Source organism: Streptomyces sp. NPDC049627, from assembly GCF_044465645.1.
Classification (GTDB): Bacteria; Actinomycetota; Actinomycetes; order Streptomycetales; family Streptomycetaceae; genus Streptomyces.
In genome coordinates, this window is the sequence record NZ_JBITLW010000020.1 from 109729 (window position 1) to 129421 (window position 19693).

Here is a 19693-nt window from a genome sequence, read left to right on the forward strand (position 1 = left end):
GAAGGGGCTCCGCCCCTTCGACCCCGCCAGGGGGCTGACGCCCCCTGGACCCCCGTCGGCCCCGAAAGGGCCTCGTCCTCAAACGCCGGACGGGCTGAATTGCCTGGGCCGGCGTCGAGAGGCGCCGCCCCCTGCGGGTGGGTGGAGGATCGGGACGGCTGTCTCGTCCTCAGATGTCTATTGAAGGCCACGCATGTACACCGCGTAAGGTCCCCTCATGCCCACCCCCGCCGCCTCCGCGACGTCGAACACCTCCTCCGAACCCCACATACCGGCGCAGTCCACGCCACGCCCCTCGGGGACCGAGCAGCCCGGCTCGGGGCGGCGCGATCCGTGGCTGCTCGCCGTGGGCCTCTTCGTGGGGTACGCGGTCGTGTCCGTGGGGCGTTATCGGCATCTGGGGCAGCGGTCCTGGGATCTGGGGATTTTCGAGCAGGTCATCCGGGCCTACGCGCATCTGCAGGCACCGGTCGCCGATCTCAAGGGGCCGGGGTTCAACATCCTGGGCGATCACTTCAGTCCTGTGACCGCGCTCCTCGCGCCGCTGTACCGGGTGTTCCCCTCGCCGGTCACGTTGCTCGTCGCGCAGGCCGCGCTCTTCGCGCTGTCCGCCGTCCCCGTCACCCGTGCCGCCGCCCGGCTGCTCGGGCGGCGGCGGGGGCTGGCGCTCGGTGTCGCGTACGGGCTGTCCTGGGGGCTGCAGCAGGCCGTCGACTTCGACTTCCACGAGATCTGTTTCGCCGTGCCGCTGATCGCCTTCAGCCTCGAGGCGCTGCTCGCCCGGCACTGGCGTGCCGCCCTGCTCTGGGCGCTTCCCCTCGTCCTCGTGAAGGAGGACCTGGGGATGACCGTCGCCGCCCTCGCCCTGGTCGTCGCCCTGCGGGCGCGCCGTGACTCCCCGCGGGCGGCCCGGTATGCGCTCGGCGTCGCCGTCTTCGGCGTGGTGGCCGTCGCCGTCACCCTCCTGCTGGTCATACCGGGCTTCAACGCCGGCGGGACCTACGACTACTGGAACAAGGTCAACGAGTCGGACGGCGCCGGCCCCTTCGACGGCCTCGACACCAAGCTCCGTACGCTCGGCTGGCTGCTCATACCCACCAGCGGACTGCTCGCCCTGCGGTCGCCGGTGCTGCTGATCGCCCTGCCTACGGTGGGATGGCGGTTCGTCTCCTCCTATCCGCAGTACTGGGGCACCGACTGGCACTACAGCGCCGTCCTGATGCCCGTCGTGACCCTCGCGCTCGTCGACGCGCTCGACAGCACCCGGAACAGCACGCGCGCGTGGCTGCGGTCGTACGGGCATCACCTGCCGGCCGCCGTCGCCGCCGCCTCCCTCGCGCTGACCACCTCGCTGCCGCTGTCCGCCCTGGCCGAGAGCGAGATCTATCGCAAGCCCGCGCGCGTGAGCGCCATCGAGCGGCTGCTGGCCGAGGTTCCGGACGGGGCCTCCGTCGAGGCGAACATCGCCCCCATCAGCCGCCTCACCTCACGGTGCCGGGTCTTCTGGATCAGCAGTGCGCGCGGCATCAACCCCGACTTCATCGCCCTGGACAACTCCCGCAAGCGCTACCGCGACGTCGAGGCCTACGCCAAAGCCCTGCACCCCGACGCCCGGTACGCCGTCGACGGCACCGCCTACGGCGTCGTACTCCTCAAGCGGCAGGGCACAGACAGCGGCCAGTAGCCGGCAACGGACGCGGGCCCGGTCCGCAGGTCGTCCCTGCGGACCGGGCCCTCCCCCGCAACCCCCGTCTGCGGTGGCCGTGGCAACCGGGCGGCTACTCGGTCGCTATCGCGTTCAGTACGTTCATCCGGCCCGCCCGGAACGCCGGCACCAGTGCCGCGAACAGGCCCACGAAGGCCGAGCCGATGAAGACCCCGATGATCGTCGGCCACGGGATGTCCAGGACGTTCAGGCCCTCCAGCGCCAGGAGCTTCTGTGCCGTCGCGCCCCAGCCCATGCCGAGCCCCAGGCCCAGCAGGGCGCCGAACAGGGCGATCACCACGGACTCCATGCGGATCATGCGGCGCAGCTGGCGGCGGGAGAGGCCGATCGCCCGCATCAGGCCGATCTCCCTGGTGCGTTCGACGACCGACAGGGCCAGGGTGTTCACCACGCCCAGGACGGCCACGATGATCGCCAGGGCCAGCAGGCCGTAGACCATGTTCAGGAGCTGGCCCATCTGGTCCTTGAGCTCCTGCTTGTAGTCGGTCTGGTCGCGGACCTGGTACTGCGGGTATTCGTCGAGCGCCTTCTTCAGGGCCGCGTACGCCGCCTCCTCCTGGCCGTCCTTCGCCTTGGCGAGCATCATGTCGCTCTGCGGGATCCGGTCGGCGGGGAGGTACTTCCGCAGGGTCTCGATGCTGATGTAGCGCGCGCCCTGGTCGAAGGAGGTGTCGTCGTCCGTGACGGCCGCGACCTTCAGCTTCGCCGTCTCGCCGCCCCTGAAGGCGACGGTGAGGGTGTCGCCGACGTGCACGCCGTGCTCGGTCGCGTAGTCGGAGCCGACCGAGATGGCGTCCTTGCCGTAGGCGGCGGACAGGGTGCCCTCGATGGTCGTACGGCGAAGATCCTCGGCGTACGTCGGGTCGGCTGCGGTGAGCCCGGTGTCGTCCGTCTTGCCGTCCGGCGAGGTCAGCTTGGCGTTGACCTGCTTGGAGCGGGTGACGTGCGCCAGGCCAGGCGTCTGCCGCATCGCCTTCTCGGCCTGCGGCACGATGCGCTGCTGCTGGGCCATGACGATGTAGTCCGCCCCCACCGACTTGTCCAGCTCGCTCGTCGCCGAGGCGACCAACGAGGAGCCGACCACGGACAGGCAGGCCACCAGCGCGAGGCCGATCATCAGGGCAGCGCCCGTGGCGCCGGTACGGCGCGGGTTGCGCAGGGCGTTGCGCTCGGCCATGCGGCCCACGGGTCCGAAGGCCCGCAGCAGCACCGCGCTGATCACCCGGACCACGCCGCCCGCGAGCAGCGGGCCGATGACCACGAAGCCGATCAGGGTGAGCACCACGCCGCCGCCGAGCATGAGCGCACCGTCGCTCGCCTTGTCGGCGGTCGCGGCCGCGTACAGGGCGTAGGCGCCCGCGCCGGTCAGGACCAGTCCGGTCAGACCGCGCACCCGGCCCGCCTTGCCGTCGGCCGGTGTCCCGGCGTCGCGCAGGGCGGCCATCGGGGAGACCTTGCCCGCGCGGCGGGCCGGCAGATAGGCGGCGAGGACCGTGACCACGACGCCCAGCACGAGGCCGGCCACCGGGGTCGTCACCTTCACCGTCAGGTCGTCGGTGGAGAGGTTCATGCCGGCCATCGACATCAGCTTCATCAGGCCGATCGCGATGCCGACACCGGCGCCGACGCCGAGTATCGAGCCCACGAAGCCCAGGAGCAGGGCCTCCACGAGCACGGAGCGGTTCACCTGCCTGCGGGACGAACCGATCGCCCGCATCAGGCCGATCTCCCTCGTCCGCTGGGCGACCAGCATCGAGAAGGTGTTGATGATCAGGAAGATGCCGACCAGGAACGCGATTCCGGCGAAGCCGAGCATGGCGTACTTGATGATGTCCATGAACTGGCCGACGTCCTTGCGGTTCTCGTCGGCGTTCTCCTTGGCCGTCTGGATCTTGTACGCGCCGGTCGTTCCGGACGTGCCGTTCAGGGCCTCGGCGACGTTCCGCTTGAGCTGCTCGTCGCTGACGCCGTCCGCGGCGGTGACGGAGATCTGCGTGAAGCGGCCGGTGGCGCCGAGGAGGGTGCGCTGGGCGGTCTCGGTGTCGAAGTAGACGACGGCCGCGCCCGGGTTGGTCACCTTCCAGGAGGCGATGCCGACGATCCGCGCGCGGATGTCGCCGGTGGCGGCGATGGTGCGCAGTTCGTCGCCGAGCTTCAGGTCGTGCTTGTCGGCGGTGTCCGCGTCGACCATGACCTCGGTGGGCCCGCGCGGGGCGTGGCCGGAGGTGATCTCCATGGACCTCAGGTCGTTGGCGGTCCAGTTGCCGGCGAACGTGGGCGCGCCCGTGCTGGACCCCATGTTCTTGTTCTCGGAGTTGACGACGGTCACGCTCGTCGAGGCGACCGCGCCCTCCGCCTTCTTGACGCCGTCGGCGGCCGCGACCCGCTCGACGGTCGAGGCGGGAAGGGAGTTGGGCCGGCCCGTGCCGTTGCCGTCGTCCTCGTCCTCGGCGTCCTTGGAGCTGACGGTGACATCCGACGAGGTGACGGCGAAGAGCTTGTCGAAGGTGGTGTTCATCGTGTCGGTGAACACGAGCGTCCCGCACACGAAGGCGACGGACAGCAGCACCGCCACGGCCGACAGGGCCATGCGCCCCTTGTGCGCGAAGAAGTTGCGCAGGGAGGTCTTCACGACGGTCATGACGTACGTCCCCGGGCGTCGAAGTCCTTCATGCGGTCCAGGACGGCGTCGGCGGTCGGCTTGTACATCTCGTCGACGATGCGGCCGTCGGCGAGGTACAGCACGCGGTCGGCGTGCGAGGCGGCGACGGGGTCGTGCGTGACCATCACGATGGTCTGCCCGAGCTCGTCGACGGACCGCCGCAGGAAGCCGAGGACCTCGGCCCCCGCGCGCGAGTCGAGGTTTCCGGTGGGCTCGTCACCGAAGATGATCTCCGGCCGCGCGGCCAGGGCCCGGGCCACGGCGACGCGCTGCTGCTGGCCGCCGGAGAGCTGGGTGGGGCGGTGCTTGAGCCGGTCGGAGAGTCCCACCGTGTCGACCACGCGCCCGAGCCACTGCCGGTCCGGCTTACGGCCCGCGATGTCCATGGGCAGCGTGATGTTCTCGAGGGCATTCAGCGTCGGCAGCAGGTTGAACGCCTGGAAGATGAAGCCGATCCGGTCCCGGCGCAGCTGGGTGAGCTTCTTGTCCTTCAGCCCGGTGATCTCGGTCTCGTCGAGGTAGATCTTGCCGCCGGTGACGGTGTCGAGCCCGGCGAGGCAGTGCATGAGGGTGGACTTGCCGGACCCCGAGGGCCCCATGATCGCGGTGAACTGTCCCCGCGCGATGTCCACGTCCACATGGTCGAGGGCGACGACACGGGTCTCCCCCGACCCGTACGCCTTGACGACCTGCCGCGCCCGCGCGGCAACGGCCGTACGCCCTCCAGTGCCCCCGTGCCTGGGAATGGTCACAGCCGATGTCACGGTATGTCTCCTATGTCGGTCAGCGGATGGACGTACGAGGCCGTCTGCCGGTACGTCCTGCGGTCGTTCGTGCGAAGTGGTGCGTCGTGCCACGTCGTCGTACGTCGTTGAGTCTGGCGTCGGCGAGGGGTCCGGCGCGCTGGTGCCGAGCCCCGTCTTGTACGGGGGAAAACCCCACCCCCGCCGGTTCGGTCAACCGCCCCCCAGCGGCGTGAAGCCAGGTTAAGGACGACCCCCCTGGCGTCTCGTCCTCCGCCGGTACCAACCCTCCCCGAGACCTGATACGGAGGTCCCCCTAGGGGCTGTCCACCCTTCGGTGGAGGCCGCCTAGGGGTCGTCTCCCCCCTCGGATGCATCCAGGCTCCGCCCTCCCGCAACGTGAGGGTCAAGTGGGAAGCTGTTCCGCGGCAGATAGTTGCAGGGGACAGCAAAACGAGGGGAACCCGGTGGGCAGTACGACACCCGCGATACGCGACACCGCACAGCACACCGGTACCGACAACCGCGCGGCCGTGGTCGCGGCCCTGATGCTCGCGATGGCGCTGGCGGCTCTCGACGCCACCATCGTCTCCACGGCCGTACCGCAGATCGTCGGCGACCTGGGCGGCTTCTCGGTCTTCTCCTGGCTGTTCTCCGGATATCTGCTGGCCGTGACCGTGACCCTCCCGGTGTACGGCAAGCTCTCCGACACCTTCGGCCGCAAGCCGGTGCTGATCGCGGGCGCCGCGCTGTTCCTGCTGGGGTCGCTGCTGTGCGCGGTGGCCTGGAACATGGGGGCGCTGATCGCGTTCCGGATCGTGCAGGGGCTGGGCGGCGGGGCCCTCCAGGGCACCGTGCAGACGCTGGCCGCCGATCTGTACCCGCTCAAGGAGCGCCCGAAGATCCAGTCCAAGCTGTCCACGGTGTGGGCGGTGTCGGCGGTGGCCGGCCCCGGCCTGGGTGGGGTCCTGGCGGCGTACGCGAACTGGCGCTGGATCTTCCTGATCAACCTGCCGATCGGGGCGGTGGCGTTGTGGCTGATCGTCCGCCACCTGCACGAGCCGCAGCGGGACACGGCCGGCAAGGATGCGGATACGACGGGCACGCGCGCGCGTGTGGACTGGGCGGGCGCGCTGGCGGTGTTCGCGTGCGGGGGCGCGCTGCTGACGGCGCTGGTGCAGGGCGGGGTCGCGTGGCCATGGCTGTCGGGACCGTCGCTCGCCCTCTTCGGTACGGGACTCGCACTCGCGGCGCTCGTGGTGGTGGTGGAGCGCCGGGCGGCCGACCCGATCATCCCGGGCTGGGTGTGGCGCCGCCGGACGATCGCGGCGGTGAATCTCGCGCTGGGCGCGCTGGGGCTGCTGATGGTGGCGCCCACGGTGTTCCTGCCGACGTACGCCCAGTCGGTGCTCGGGCTGGCCCCGGTGGCGGCCGGATTCGTGCTGTCCGTCTGGACGTTGAGCTGGCCGGTGTCGGCGGCGTTCAGTCAGCACGTGTACCGAAGGATCGGGTTCCGGAACACCGCGATGCTGGGGGTCGGGTCGGCGTCGCTGATCCTGCTGGCGTTCCTGTTCCTGCCCTACCCCGGGCAGGCGTGGCAGCCGACGCTGCTGATGCTGTTGCTGGGGGCGGCGCTGGGATTGTTCCAACTGCCGCTGATCGTGGGCGTGCAGTCGACGGTGGGGTGGTCGGAGCGGGGGACGACCACGGCGTCGGTGCTGTTCTGCCGCCAGACCGGGCAGACGGTGGGCGCGGCGCTCTTCGGCGCGGTCGCGAACGGCGTGCTGGCGTCGCGACTCGGCGGGGCGGGCGACCTGGACTCGGTCACCCGGGCCCTGGACTCCGGCGGCAGGGCCCCGGAGGCCACCCGGCGGGCCATCGCCGACGCGGTGCACGCCGTGTATCTGGGGGCGTCCTGCGCGGCGGCGCTGGCCTTCCTGGTGCTGTTGCTGCTGGCGCCGAGACGGTTCCCGGTGCTCAGCGAGGATGTCGTCAGGGAAGACGAACGCTGACCTCGGGATTGTCCGGCGACGGTCCGTCGAACAAGGGCTGTGGGACGCCCTTCAGGTGCAGGTCGAAGAATGCGGCGACGTACGCGCGCGTGAGGGCCTGCGAGCGCAGATAGGGCATCGGTGCGGTGTCGGGGATGCCCACCAGGTCCGCGAGGAGCGGTACGTCGGTGAAGGAGCCGTGGTCGGCCCCGGTGACCGAGAGCCAGCGCTTCCAGCCGTCCAGGTCGGACCAGGTCTGGTCCCACGTCGTGTCGAGCGGTGGCCTGTCCTTGGCCCCGAACATCAGGAAGGGGCGGCCGTCGAGACCGGTGGCGGGCACCGGGGCGAAGAAGGTGCCGTCCATGTTCACACCGGCCCGCACGCGCGCGTCGGCGGCCATCGTCGCGGCGGCGGCGTTGCCGCCGATGGAATGCCCCGCCATGCCGATCCGCTTGGCGTCGATCACGCGCGCGTACCGCCACGCCGGATGGCGACCGGTAAGCCGGTCGAGCACGAAGGAGACATCCTGGGCCCGGCTCTCGGCGACGGCCGAGCCGTTGTCCGAGGGAGGCACGTCGCAGATGGCGCACGGCAGCGTCTGCCCGTCGGGCAGCGTCGTACCGGAGTTCTCGTACGGGTGGTCGACCAGTGCGACGACGTACCCACGACTGGCCAGGTCCTCGGCGAGACCGGTGAGCGTGGCGCGCGGCAACGTGAACCCGGGCGAGAGCACGACGAGCGGGAACCTGCCGGGCGCGGGGCGCGCGTCGGTGTGCGCCCAGGTACGGACGCCGCTGATCGTCTCCGGCGGGACGGCGACGTTCCTCAGCTCCAGCAGGTGCCGGGCCTCTTCGAGGGTCATGTAGGCAGCGGTCGGTCCGCCCGTGCCGGGGCGTGCGGGGTAGTACAGGGACACCATCAGCTGACGGGCGCCGGCGGAGGGCACCCAGGGGTCCGGCCGGTCCTGGTCGACGAGGTGGAGGGTGGTGCGGCCCACGGCGTGCGTCCCGGTGGGTCGGGGCAGTCGGGCCGATACGGCGGCGGAGGAGGCGGACGATTCGGAGGCGACGGAAGCGGCTGCGGCGGAGGGGGACTCCGCGCCGACGGCCGGGAGGGTCAGGGCCGGTCCGAGCGCGAGCACCGCCGCGGACGCCGCGACCACTAAGAGGCGTGATCTGTTCATGCCGGGAACGCTAGGCGGCACGCCGCTGACCTGGCGTCATCCTGCGGTCGCCTTCCCGGAAACCCCCGTGCGACCTCGGAAGTACGGGCATACCCTGACCGCCATGCCGACCCTGGAGCGCCTACGCGCCGACCACGCGGACGCCCTGCTGGCCTTCGAGCGGGAGAACCGCGCGTACTTCGCCCGCTCGATCCCGGACCGCGGGGACGCCTACTTCACGCCTGCCGGGTTCGCCGCCAGGCACGCGGCGCTGCTGGCTGAACAGGACGCCGGGATCTGCCACTTCCACGTCGTGCTGGACGTCGAGGGGGAGCTCATAGGCCGGGTGAACCTCATCGATGTCGCCGACGCGTCCGCCGAGCTGGGATACCGGATCGGCGAACAGGCGGCGGGCAAGGGCGTCGCCACGGCCGCGGTCGCGCAGGTGTGCCGGCTGGCCGGGACGGCGTACGGGCTGACATCCCTGGTCGCGGTCACCACCCTGGACAACCTGGCATCCCGGGCCGTTCTGGAGCGGAACGCCTTCACCGCCGTGGAGGACATCACCATCGATGGCCGGCCCGGGGTCCGTTATGGGCGCTCGCGTCTCGGGCACTGACAGGGCGACAGCGCAAACCCCGCCGGCTAGGGCTCCTCTCCCGCCTCGAAGACATTGCGCCACTCGTCGCGCATCTCGTGAAACAGGCGGGGGTCACGGGAGCGAAGCCGGGTGTCCCGAGCCACTTCGACGATGGTCCTGGCGATCTGCTGCACCACGCGCCGGTACTCGCGGAACGAGCCTTCCCACAGTCTGCTCAGGCCCACGTCGGCGTAAGCACTCTCCTCGACGAACCAGGTCCTCGGCGAGATGTTCCGGGCCACGGGTGGCAGTCGCACGGAGGTGGTCGGCTCCCAGAGCACGGGGACGATCGCCGGGCGTTCTCCCCTGAGCTGCCGCCCTCGGCTGAAGGCATCCCACTCCCTGCCGCACACTTCGCTTCTGAAGTAGCCGGCGGAGTAGAGGGGGACGAAGACGTGGGCATGAGCCAGCGCACGGGACATCGACTCCTGCCAGCCCAGGTCTTCCGGTACGTCGAAGGCGTGGCCCAACACCCGTGACTGCGTCAGGTCCGAGAGCTGCGCCGACAGATCGTCGAGGAAGTGGTCGACCGGCCCCCGACTCTCCTCGGGTGAACGGGCGTAGCTCAGATAGAACAGCAGCTCTGGCGGCTTACGGCGCGGCATCGGGAGTCTGTTGATGAGTTCCGGGGTGACGTCGGCCCTCGCCGTGCCCTCAGCCGTGGGCACCACCATCGAGCGCAGCCTGCCGTCTGCGTCGATCAGTACCGCGCCGTGAGGAAGCGGGTGTGTCCTGGAGGAGGCGGCGCGCAGGGCCATCGTGTACTGCTCAAGCCACACCGCGACGACGGCTTTGCTGTCGGGGCGCGAGGGCGGCACCGCTGTGAGGACATCTTCTTCGGTTTCCAGGAGGATCAGTCCGGGTGCCATCCCTCGCATATGCGACCGGATCACACGAAAGTCCTCACCGCCCCGATCGTGGACACGAAGACCCACAGTGTCCAGTACGCGTCCGGCCGTCAGTACGGTGTCCGGTGTCACGGCGATCCCCGTGCCGAAGAACCTACCGTTCTTGGTGATCCGCACCAGCGAGCGCAGGAAGCCGTCTCCCACCCGGCCCACCAGCAGATCCTGGAGATGGTGGACGACTGGCTGACGGGTCGCCGCCAGCCTCTCCACCAGCTGCGTCAAGCGCAGTGGATTCGTTCCCGCGACGGCGACCAGATCGTCCAACTCGCCATCTTCGTGCCAGAGCTCCCCGCGATGTCCGTCGAGCGCCTTCCGCAGATACGTCAATGCCTGCTCGGTGGTGAAGTCCTCCAGCCTCACCGTCGTACCCGTCGCGCCCGGCCAATGCGCGCCTTCGGACACGGTCACCAGCACACCGCCGTAGCCGTAGGGCGGCAGGCACAGCGTCGTCGCCCCTGGCGGATCGCCCGGCCGGGGGGCGAACGTCTCCGAGGTCACGCCGTCATAGACCAGCAGCCAGCGCCGGTCGCGGCCCAGGCTGACGCGGAGGTCGTGCAGTAGTTCGGTGGGGAAGAAACCGTCCGTGGCCCGATGAACGCCTCGCTCACGGGCGAGGGTCGTGAGATCTTCCAGCAGGACCTCACGATTGTGGGCACGGATCCACCGGACCTTTTCGAAGCGACCGGCCGCGTAGAGCGCGCAGATGGCGGCGAGCGAGGACTTGCCGACCCCTTGGTCTCCTTGGATCACGCACGTTTCTGCGCCCCGAACCGAATGCTCCGGGTCCCGCAGCTCCACGACCCTGTGGATCGCTCTCACGACGTCGCCGTCCTCAGGCCGCGATACGTAATGCGGCGGCGGCCAAGGGACCTGAAGCGGCGCCAGATCAGGTGTCGGAGACGCATCGACCGCTTCCGCGGCACCGGCCGGCTTCGATTCGCCGTCGGCTACCGACCCGCCCCCGCCCGACTCCCGTCTCCACCGCCGCCACGAGAACAGCCAGGGCCTCCGGCTCCGCTCCCGCTCCCCCGGCCCCGCGTCCGCCGCCCCCGCGCCCCACCCCAGCCGCGCCGCCACCTCCCCGTGGTCCCCGCCGATCCCGCCGATGACCGCCAGCTCCACCTCCGCGAACGCCCTGCTGTCCTCCGGCAGTTCGCGTCCCTCCAGTGCGCCGTCGCTCTCCCCGAACGCCCCGAAGTCGGTGACCCCGCCCAGGGTCGTCGCCACCCGCTTGCTCACCTGCCCCCACACGCGCAGCGACTCCGTGCGGGTCAGCCGGTCCAGCAGCGCCTCGCGGACACCGGGCCGGAAGTCGTACAGGACACGGTCGGGGTCCTCACCGGGCTCGGCCGGAGTCCGCCGTACGAGGAGGCCGGAGAGGAAGATCTCGGCGAGGTGCATGGGCGTCGAGGCCGGGAGCATGGTGCGCTGCACCAGGCGCATCACCGGCAGGCTGAGCGGCGCGGCGGACAGCAGGCGCAGCAGCCGGAAGGCCTCCGGTGTGTATCCCTCCTCGAAGCGTTCGACCCAGGCGGCCGGGGTGCTCGGCTCGTCGGACGCGAGGGACGGGACGGGGCGGTCGACGACCGTCAGCGGGGCGGCCAGCAGCGGCACCCAGTCCGTCGTACGGCCGGACACGAGCCGGGCCCACGGGTCGAGCCAGTCACCGGCCACCTCCAGCACCGGCAGCCAGCGGATGCGTGCCCGGTCGGCGTCGCCCGCGCGGCCTCGGGCGACACCCGGCAGCGGACCCGACGAGCGGACCTCGATCGTGGCGCGGGTCGCCTCCGTGCCCCGGGCCCGTACCGGCACCGTGCGCAGGGCCGTTCGGTGCCACAGCCGGCTGGGCAGGACCTGGAGCGCGGTGACGGGGCGGCGCCGGGACCAGTCGGCCAGGGTGTCGCACAGTTCGCTGCCGTACCAGGCCGGGCCGACGCCGTCCGTCAGGACGAGCACCGCTCGTCGCCCGGTGGGATCCGCGAGCGTCTGCCGCCAGCGGCGCGTGGGCGACGTGGCCTGCGCGGCCCGCCGGAAGGGGGCCAGGGTCGGCTCGGGGCCGTCGGTCTGCAGCGCCCACGCGCGGACGTCGGCGAACGCGCCGTGCCGGGCGAGCAGGGTGCGCAGTTCGTCGCCGAGGCGGCGCCACACCGTCATGGTCGTCCCTGTGTCGATCAACAGGTCGGCGGAGAACCGGCGTTCGTCGGCGGGGCGCAGTACGGGCAGGAGCAGGCCGGTGTCACCGGAGGCCGCGGCGGTGGCCGCCACGTCGAGGGTGCGTGCGTGAGCCGACGGGACCGTCTGGCGCAGGGGGCGCAGTGCCCGCTTGAGGGCGAGGGTGGCGGGGAGGGCCCGGGGCTGGGCGACGCGGATGGCGTGCGCGCCGCGGGGGCGGGCGGGGGCGGTGCCGTCGGGTGCGGCGGGGAGGTGGAGGCGAGCGGACGGGGGGTCGGGGTCGCCGGTGCCGTCGGGGGCGGAGTCGTCGTCCGGCCGTGCGGACGGGGGGTCCGCCGGCGTCAGGGGCGCCGTCGGGTCCGTGCCGTCGCCGAGGAGCGACCAGTCCACCGGTTCCAGCCCGCTGAGCCGGGCGATCCACAGCGCGTCGAGCGCGTCCGCCGCGTCCGGCGCGCCCGCGGAGCCCAGGAGACGGGCGAGCTCCTCGCGCAGGACGTCGTCACCACCGAACCCCTCAGCCCCCGTCACGCCCGGCTCAGTCCCCGTCCAGCGGTCGCAGCAGGTCCTCGCCGAGCAGGGCCCGCCCCGTGTCGTCGTCCCACAGGCCGCGCTCGGCCATGAGGAGCGCGTTCAGCAGCTGGTCGTTGGCCAGCACGCCCGACTCCCGCTGCTTGGCGAGGAACTGGCCGATGAGTTCGGCCCGCATCCGGGCGGTTCCGCTTCCGTTCGCCCCTGGTGCGCCGAGGTGGGCCGCGACCATGCCGGTCAGCCGTTCGCGGTCCGGCGCCGCGGTCTCCAGCCGGATGCAGCGGCGCAGGAACGCCATCGGGAACTCGCGTTCCTCATTGCTGGTCAGCACCACGAACGGGAACTGTGCGCAGGCCAGTTCACCGCCCTTGACCGTCACCTCCGTGCGGTCGGCGGTCCGTACCGTCTGTTCCCGCTTCCCGAGCCGGGCCAGCTCGGGGATGACGTACTCGCCCTCCTCGAAGACGTTCAGCAGGTCGTTCGGGAAGTCCATGTCGCTCTTGTCGATCTCGTCGATCAGCAGCACCCGGGGACGCTTCCACGGCAGCAGTGCCGTCCCGAGCGGGCCGAGCCACAGGTACTTGCCGATGTCCGGCGGCTCGGGCGCCTCGTCACCGCGTCGCGCGAGGGGGCCGGGATTGCGCAGCCCGGCGTCGTAGAGGCGGCCAACCGCGTCGTACTCGTACAGTCCGTCCTTGAGCGTGGTGCGGCTGGTGATGGGCCAGCGCAGCACGGGCCCGAGGTTCAGCTCGTGCGCGACGGCGTACGCGAGCGTGGACTTGCCGGTGCCGGGCTTGCCCGTGAGCAGCAGCGGGCGGCGCAGGTGCAGGGCGAGGTTCACGAGGTGTTTCTCCCGCTCGCCCGCCTGATACGCGGCGCCCTGCCCGGCCCGGCCGAGGTGACGCTGGACGGCGTCGTCGTCGGGCGCGTCCGGGGTGTCTAGCAGCCGTGCGGGCTGTGCGCCGCCGTGCCGGAAGGCCCGCCAGGGGGGTGCCGCGGGCAGGCGCTCGATGCCGTCGTGCGGGGTGCCGGTCCCCTCGTAGACCCACCAGTGCGGCTTGCTCGTCATGCTGCTCCTCCGTCGGCCCCGCGGGTGCCGGTCATCTGCTGGTCCTGGCCGCTGAAGACGCACGTCGGGTCGTCCCACAGCAGGGTGATCTGGTCGTGCACGCCGTGCGCGCGACGCCGTCCTCCGCGCTTGCGCACGTGGTGGACGCTGTGCGGCAGCTCGGCCAGGAGGGCGGGCGGCTGCCCGTTGCGCAACGCCTCCAGCAGCCCTTCCGGGTCGGCCGCGTCGCGCCGCCAGACCATCACGGGGACGCCGTCCAGCAGCAGGGCGTCGCGTACGGCGTCCCGGATGAGGGCGTCGTCGTGGTCGTACGGTGCGGCCAGGCCCAGGCAGGACAGGTCGCGGTGCTTCTCCAGCCAGTCGGCGACATCGGCGGGGTCGGTCAGCCGCAGGGACGGGTACTTGCCGGCCGGCCAACTGCAGGGCGGGGCAGCCGGGTTCTCGGCGTAGGTCGTCCCCCCGGGCGTGCCCGGGCCCATCCAGGCGATGCGGTCCAGCGCATCGCCCGGCGAGCAGTCTCGGTCCAGGGCGTTCCAGCGGTGCAGCCACTCGTCATGCACCGAGCTGTCCTTGTAACGGGTCAGGGACCGTACGACGACCTGGCAGGTGTGGCTGATCGGCACGTCGGCCACGCCGCCGGGCCAGGTCTCGGCGGGATGGCCGAGCAGGGAGTGCGGCAGCAGGAACTCGACCCGCTTGCTCACACCCCGGGCCATCTGCGTCGGTTCCTGCCAGCCGGCCAGGAAGGCACGGCCGCGTGCTGCCAGTTCCTCGCCGGTGAACAGGTCGGGCAGGGACTGCGAGCCGCGGTGGACGGGGCGGTTGTCGCCGAGGCGCTCGTAGTAGTGGCCGCGCAGGGAGTAGTGGCGGTGCGCGGGCGGGAGGTCGGTCGGGGGGCCCTCCTCCTCGACCCGTATCTGGATGATGATCTGGCGTTCGCCGTCGGCCGGTGCCGTCTCGGGACCGGACGCCCGCAGTCCTTCCGGGTCGGGGCCGAGGACGGAGGCGAGCAGGCGGGCGAGGCCCGGCTTCATGGGCTCTTCGGTCAGCAGCCGCAGGAAGCGCAGGAGTTCTCTGCGCGGCGCGGCGGGGTCGGCGGCGGGCACGCGTGCGTCGTAGAGCTGGAGCAGCACCTGCGGCAGAGAGGTGCCGTTCAGCGGCCGAGGGGTGCTGTGGCGTTGGGCGACGTACCGGCTGCGTGCCGCCTCGAAGTCGCCCGGCTGGTTGCGCGCTTCGGTGATGATGTCCAGCATGAGATCGGCCGGCAGCGGGCCGTTCGACGCGGTCAGTACCGTGATCATGAGCCGGAACCACGCGGCGGCGATGTCGTCCGGCTCCATCTCGTGCACCACCTCCCCCAACGCGCCCAGCGCCCCGGGACGCTCCCGGGCCGCGCGCACAACAGCCCGGAGATGCGTCCGGGTGTCCGAGGACTCGGGCACCTCGAAAGGGCGGCCGAGATCGAGGAAGTCACCCATCAGACGCAGGAGTTCATGCCGGTTCTCACGCTGGTGGAGCCGTTCGACGTCCAGCAGGAACTCCAGCAGCTGCCGGTCCGTTCTCCACAGGGCGGCCCGGTGGGCCATGCGGCCGCCGAACCGCGCGGGCCGTGCGAACACTCAGGCCTCCCCGAGCGCGATCCCCGACGCCGTCAGCACGTCCCGCACCCGTCCGGTGCCCAGGTCGTCCGGCTCGATCTCGTCGAGGGCGAGGCCCAGGGCCTTCAGGGCCGCGTCGGCCGTCAGGGTCGTCCGTGCGGTACGGCGGACGAGCGCGCGCAGATGCGTCCGGGCGTCCGAGGACTCGGGCACATCGAAGGGCCGGCCCAGGCCAAGGAACTCGCCCATCACGTCGAGGAGTTCGTGCCGGGAGCCGAGCCGGTGCAGTGCCGGGCAGCCCATCAGGGCGTCGACCAGGGCCCGGTGCTCGGGAAACGCGAAGGCGGCGGGCGGGGGCTGCAGCGCCGGCACCCGTGCCGGTGCCGGTGCCGCGACCGGGGCGGTCGGCGCCGACGACCGGGCGGCCCCCGCCTGTTCACGCGACGGCAGCTCGGGCACGTCCCCCAGCTCCGGAACCGTCTCGTACGGCTGACCGGTCAGCAGCCGAAGCAGCGGCTCCGCACCGGCGTCGCTGAACTCCCCGACGGTGTAGTGCGTGTGGGTGCTCCCGCCCAGCCACAGGGGCAGATCGGTGCGGGAACCACCGGGCAGGACGACGGGCACGATCCGGTCCAGGGCGGCGGCGGGATCCTCGTACACGAGAGTGCGCAGCAGCCGCGCCTCCCACTGCACGCCGGCGCCCTCACCGGGCCGGGCGTCGCCCTCCGCGCGCCGCTTGTACTCGGGTGAGGCGACGACGATCACATGCCGGCTGTCCCGGATGCCGCGCAGCATCCACAGCGCCCAGTCCTGACGCCGCTCCCCGGCAGGCAGGTCCAGATCGGCCTCGATCCCGCGGTCGCGCAGGAACCGGTAGAACTCCCGGACGTGCTCGACGTGCTTGTCGTCGTCGTGGGCGTACGAGATGAACACCTGTCCCGGCATCGGCACCTGACTCATGTGGCCTCCCCCTCGCCTCACACGCACCACCACGAGTGGATCCATGATGTCTCAACGACGGCTGCGGGACGGCCGGTTCGTCCCGGCAGTTCAAAAGTCCGAGTTAACGGGGGTAACACCCCAGGTCAGACGTGGTTCGGCGTAGTAAGCGCATACCGACCGCTCAGTTTGATGAAAACCCCGCGCGCTCCCGATACCGCGAAGTAACCTGCCTGACTCCGTACGCCCGCCCCCCACCTCCCTGCGGTCCGCCGCACCGGACCCGAGCCACGCAAGGAGCACCGGGATGTCCTCCCCGCACGAGTCGCATCCGTATCCGTCGTACGCCACCTACCCCTGGCAACCCCCCATCCCGCCGGAACCCCCCTCACCCCCACGCCACCGCACCCCGGACCACCCGCCCCTCGGGCACCACAGCGACCTGCGGATCCTGCGTACCGCCTACCGCTGGCAGCGGCGGGTGGCGACGCTCACCGCGCTCGGGTACTTCACCCTCTTTCTGATCCTGTCCGCCTTCGCGCCCGGGTTCATGACGAGCACGGTCACCGACGGACTGCCCGCCGGCCTGCTGCTCGCGCTGCTGCAACTGCCCGTCACCTGGCTGGCCATAGCGCTGTACGAGCACACCGCGCGCCGTTACGTCGACCCGCTCGCGGACCGTATCCGCAAGGAGGCCGAGGTCGACGCCAAGCGTGAGGCGGGGAAGCGGGGGACGCGGCGATGACGGACTTCACTGGAAACGCGCAGGCGATGTCACTGGTCGCGTTCTGCGCGGTGGCCACCATCACGCTGCTGCTGTGCGTGATGACGGGCCCGGACCGGGACGACCTCGACGAGTTCTACACGGGCTACAGCTCCCTGTCCCCCATGCGCAACGGCCTGGCGATCGCGGGCGACTACATCAGCGCGGCGACCGTCCTGGGCACGACCGGCGTGGTCGCGCTGTGCGGCTACGACGGCATCGTGCTGGCCCTGAGCACGGCCCTGTCGCTGATGCTGCTGATGTTCCTGCTGGCCGAACCCCTGCGCAACGCGGGCCGGTTCACGATGGGCGACGCGCTGACACGCCGTATGCCGGGACGGGGCGTACGGGTCGCGGCGTGCGCGGTGACGCTGGCCGCGCTGCTGCCGCTGATGCTGGTACAGCTGGCCGGGACCGGGCAGTTGCTCGCCTTCATCCTGGGATTCTCGGGGGACTCCCTGAAGACCGGGTGCATCGTCGGGCTGGGTGTGCTGATGATCAGTTATGCCGCCATCGGCGGGATGAAGGGCACGGCACTCATCCAGATCCTGAAGATGGTCATGCTGCTCGGTTCGGGGGCCGTGGTCGCCGTCCTGGTGCTGCGGCGGTTCGACTGGGACCCGGGCGCGCTGTTCGACGCGGCGGCCGAGCGCAGCGGGGTCGGCCCGGCGTTCCTGGAGTCGGGGCTGCAGTTCGCGGGCGGGTCGTATCCCCGCCTCGACATGATCAGCTCCCAGCTCGCGGTCGTCCTCGGCGGTGCGGTTCTGCCGCACATCACCATGCGCACGTACACGGCGAGCGGTGCGCGTCAGGTGCGGCGGTCGATGTCCTGGGCGGTGTCGAGCGTGGCCGTGTTCGTGCTGATGATCACGGTGGTCGGCTTCGGCGCGACGGCGCTGATCGGACGCGAGGTGATCGCCGCGGCGGACCCGCAGGGCAACACGGCGTATCTGCTGGGCTCCAGGGCCGTCTTCGGCGCCGAGGTCTCGACCGCGGAGTCGTTCCTGTTCACGGCGGTCACCACGGCCATCTTCCTCACCGTGCTCGCCTCGGTCGCGGGCATGATCCTCGCCTGCGCGAACTCCCTCGCCCACGATCTGTTCGCCGCCCGGGTACGGGAGATGTCCGCGCGCCACGAGATGACGCTGGCGCGGCTGTCGGCGCTCGGGATCGGCGTCCTGGCGATCGTGCTGGCGACGATGGTCCAGCACCGCAGCCTGCAGCCGCTGGTGACGCTGTCCTTCAGCCTGGGCGCCTCCGCCATCGCCCCCGCCCTCGTCTACAGCCTCTTCTGGCGCCGGTACACCCGGGCCGGTCTGCTGTGGACGCTGATCGGCGGCTCGATGGTGGTGGTGATTCTGATGCCGGGGACCAACCTGGTGTCCGGATCGCCGATCTCGGCCTTCCCCGACGCCGACTTCAACTGGTTCCCGTTCACGACGCCGGGGCTGGTGTCGATTCCGGCCGGGTTCCTCTTCGGGTGGCTGGGGACGGTCGTGTCGGGGCGGGCGAAGGTCGAGGAGCAGCGGCGGCAGTACGAGGCGGTGGAGGGGTGGATCCTGGCGGGGGCGGTGCGGAAGGGGAGTTGAGCGGCGCGACGGAGGGCAGCGGTCAGCGGTCAGCGGTCAGCGGTCAGCGGCGGGCGGGTCCCCCGGGGCGGCTCACTCCAGGGCCGCCTGCCGTGTCAGCGTCGCCAGGCTGTTGCGCATCTGATCCATGTTCTTGCGGACCTCGTCCCACATCTTCCCGTGCTCGTGCAGGACCCGCTCCGTCTCCCGGGCGATCTCCTCCGCCTGCCGCTGGGCCTGGGCGACCAGCTCCTCCGCATGTGCGCGGGCCTCCTCCTGCAACCGCTCCGCCGCCGCCTCCGCCTCCGTGAGCACCTGCTGCGCCTCCGTCACCGAGGCCTCGGCCCGCACCGCCCGCTCCGCCTCCGACGCCTCCAGCGCGGCCAGCCGCTCCTCGACCTCCCGCTCGGCCTCCGCCCACCGCTCCGCCTGCTCCTTGTCCTGCTCGGCGAGCAACCCGGTCGTGCGCCGCCGCACCTCGCGCAACGGGCCGAGCACCTCCCCGCGCCCGTCCTTCAAGGCACGCTTGGCGGCAAGACGGATCTCGCCCGCCTCCGCGCGTGCCGCGAGCAGCCGCTGACGGGCGCATTCGTCGGCCTCGGCGCCCAGGGCGTCGGCGTACGCCCGGGCCGCGTCCCGCATCTCCTCCGCGTACGCCTGCGCCTCCTCCACCAGCCGCTGCGCCTCCTGGCGCGCCCGCTCCCGCACCGCCGCGGCCTCCTCCTGCACCAGCTCGAAGATTCGCCGCGCACCCTCCCCGAGCGTCTCGTACGTCTGCGGGGCCAGCTGCGCCACCGTCTCCCGCAGCTCCTCCGCCTCCTCCTCCATCTCCCTGGCGAGCACGGTGAGGCGGGCGGCCCGTTCCCAGGCGGCGTCACGGTCCTGGAAGAGGGCGGCGACATAGGCGTCGACCTGGTCGGGACGGTAGCCGCGCCCCCGTACGACCGGGAAGTCGTAGAGCGAGACCGGTGCGCTGCTCATCCTGAACCCCTCTCCGCTCCGAACGGATGCGAAATGATGATTTAGCGCACATCTTGATGTATCGGACGGAAGCGTTCATAACGCGACACTCCGCGCACGGGACACGGGCGGACGCACGAAGACCCCCACGAAAAGCGCGAACGGGCGCATACGAAAGGGCCGGCTCCGGTCGCACAACCGAGAGCCGGCCCTTTCACACCCGCACGCCGCCGTCAGCGGCAGCCGGGTGACGCCTACGAGGGG

General features: G+C 71.4%; 13 protein-coding genes. 5 read left to right on the forward strand and 8 right to left on the reverse strand.

Annotated features, from left to right (window positions below; genetic code table 11):
• Window positions 1-217: 217 nt before the first annotated feature.
• Window positions 218-1684 (forward strand): DUF2079 domain-containing protein, encoded by a 1467-nt coding sequence (locus ACIBU0_RS40570; protein ID WP_398828895.1) that lies wholly within the window; start codon window positions 218-220, stop codon window positions 1682-1684.
• Between the two features lie 94 nt (window positions 1685-1778).
• On the opposite strand, the gene ACIBU0_RS40575 is transcribed toward ACIBU0_RS40570, so the two are convergent.
• Window positions 1779-4367, reverse strand: coding sequence for an ABC transporter permease (locus ACIBU0_RS40575; protein ID WP_398828897.1), 2589 nt, complete (start codon window positions 4365-4367; stop codon window positions 1779-1781).
• Window positions 4364-5152, reverse strand: coding sequence for an ABC transporter ATP-binding protein (locus tag ACIBU0_RS40580; RefSeq protein ID WP_398828899.1), 789 nt, complete (start codon window positions 5150-5152; stop codon window positions 4364-4366). Before ACIBU0_RS40580 ends, ACIBU0_RS40575 begins: the two co-directional genes overlap by 4 nt.
• Before the next feature lie 446 nt (window positions 5153-5598).
• On the opposite strand from ACIBU0_RS40580, the gene ACIBU0_RS40585 reads away from it, so the two are divergent.
• Complete coding sequence (locus ACIBU0_RS40585) at window positions 5599-7143, forward strand: MFS transporter (protein ID WP_398828901.1); 1545 nt, start codon at window positions 5599-5601, stop codon at window positions 7141-7143.
• Here the strand turns inward: ACIBU0_RS40585 and ACIBU0_RS40590 are convergent.
• Entirely contained in the window at window positions 7124-8305 is a 1182-nt protein-coding gene (locus ACIBU0_RS40590; protein ID WP_398828903.1) for an alpha/beta hydrolase family protein, read from the reverse strand. The two genes, ACIBU0_RS40585 and ACIBU0_RS40590, sit on opposite strands and share 20 nt — an antisense overlap.
• Before the next feature lie 103 nt (window positions 8306-8408).
• Between ACIBU0_RS40590 and ACIBU0_RS40595 the strand changes: the two genes are divergently transcribed.
• Window positions 8409-8903, forward strand: a complete 495-nt coding sequence (locus ACIBU0_RS40595; RefSeq protein ID WP_398828906.1) for a GNAT family N-acetyltransferase — start codon at window positions 8409-8411, stop codon at window positions 8901-8903.
• Between the two features lie 26 nt (window positions 8904-8929).
• Here the strand turns inward: ACIBU0_RS40595 and ACIBU0_RS40600 are convergent, their stop codons facing one another.
• From ACIBU0_RS40600 to ACIBU0_RS40615, 4 genes are read right to left on the reverse strand one after another with little or no spacing between them, the layout of a single operon-like run.
• Window positions 8930-12532: an SAV_2336 N-terminal domain-related protein gene (locus tag ACIBU0_RS40600; RefSeq protein ID WP_398828908.1), complete on the reverse strand. Its 3603-nt coding sequence runs from the start codon at window positions 12530-12532 to the stop codon at window positions 8930-8932.
• A gap of 7 nt (window positions 12533-12539) precedes the next feature.
• Window positions 12540-13601: an AAA family ATPase gene (locus ACIBU0_RS40605; RefSeq protein WP_398828910.1), complete on the reverse strand. Its 1062-nt coding sequence runs from the start codon at window positions 13599-13601 to the stop codon at window positions 12540-12542.
• Window positions 13598-15220, reverse strand: coding sequence for a hypothetical protein (locus ACIBU0_RS40610; protein WP_398828913.1), 1623 nt, complete (start codon window positions 15218-15220; stop codon window positions 13598-13600). The genes ACIBU0_RS40605 and ACIBU0_RS40610 overlap by 4 nt, the downstream gene beginning before the upstream one ends.
• On the reverse strand, window positions 15221-16159 hold the full coding sequence (locus ACIBU0_RS40615; RefSeq protein ID WP_398828916.1) for a TIR domain-containing protein: 939 nt from the start codon (window positions 16157-16159) through the stop codon (window positions 15221-15223).
• A 286-nt stretch (window positions 16160-16445) separates the two neighbouring features.
• On the opposite strand from ACIBU0_RS40615, the gene ACIBU0_RS40620 reads away from it, so the two are divergent.
• A complete protein-coding gene (locus ACIBU0_RS40620) occupies window positions 16446-16883 on the forward strand; it encodes a DUF485 domain-containing protein (RefSeq protein WP_398828918.1) in 438 nt (145 codons plus the stop codon).
• A complete protein-coding gene (locus tag ACIBU0_RS40625; protein ID WP_398828920.1) occupies window positions 16880-18490 on the forward strand; it encodes a cation acetate symporter in 1611 nt (536 codons plus the stop codon). The genes ACIBU0_RS40620 and ACIBU0_RS40625 overlap by 4 nt, the downstream gene beginning before the upstream one ends.
• A gap of 72 nt (window positions 18491-18562) precedes the next feature.
• Here the strand turns inward: ACIBU0_RS40625 and ACIBU0_RS40630 are convergent, their stop codons facing one another.
• Complete coding sequence (locus ACIBU0_RS40630) at window positions 18563-19450, reverse strand: cellulose-binding protein (protein WP_398828923.1); 888 nt, start codon at window positions 19448-19450, stop codon at window positions 18563-18565.
• Window positions 19451-19693: the final 243 nt, after the last annotated feature.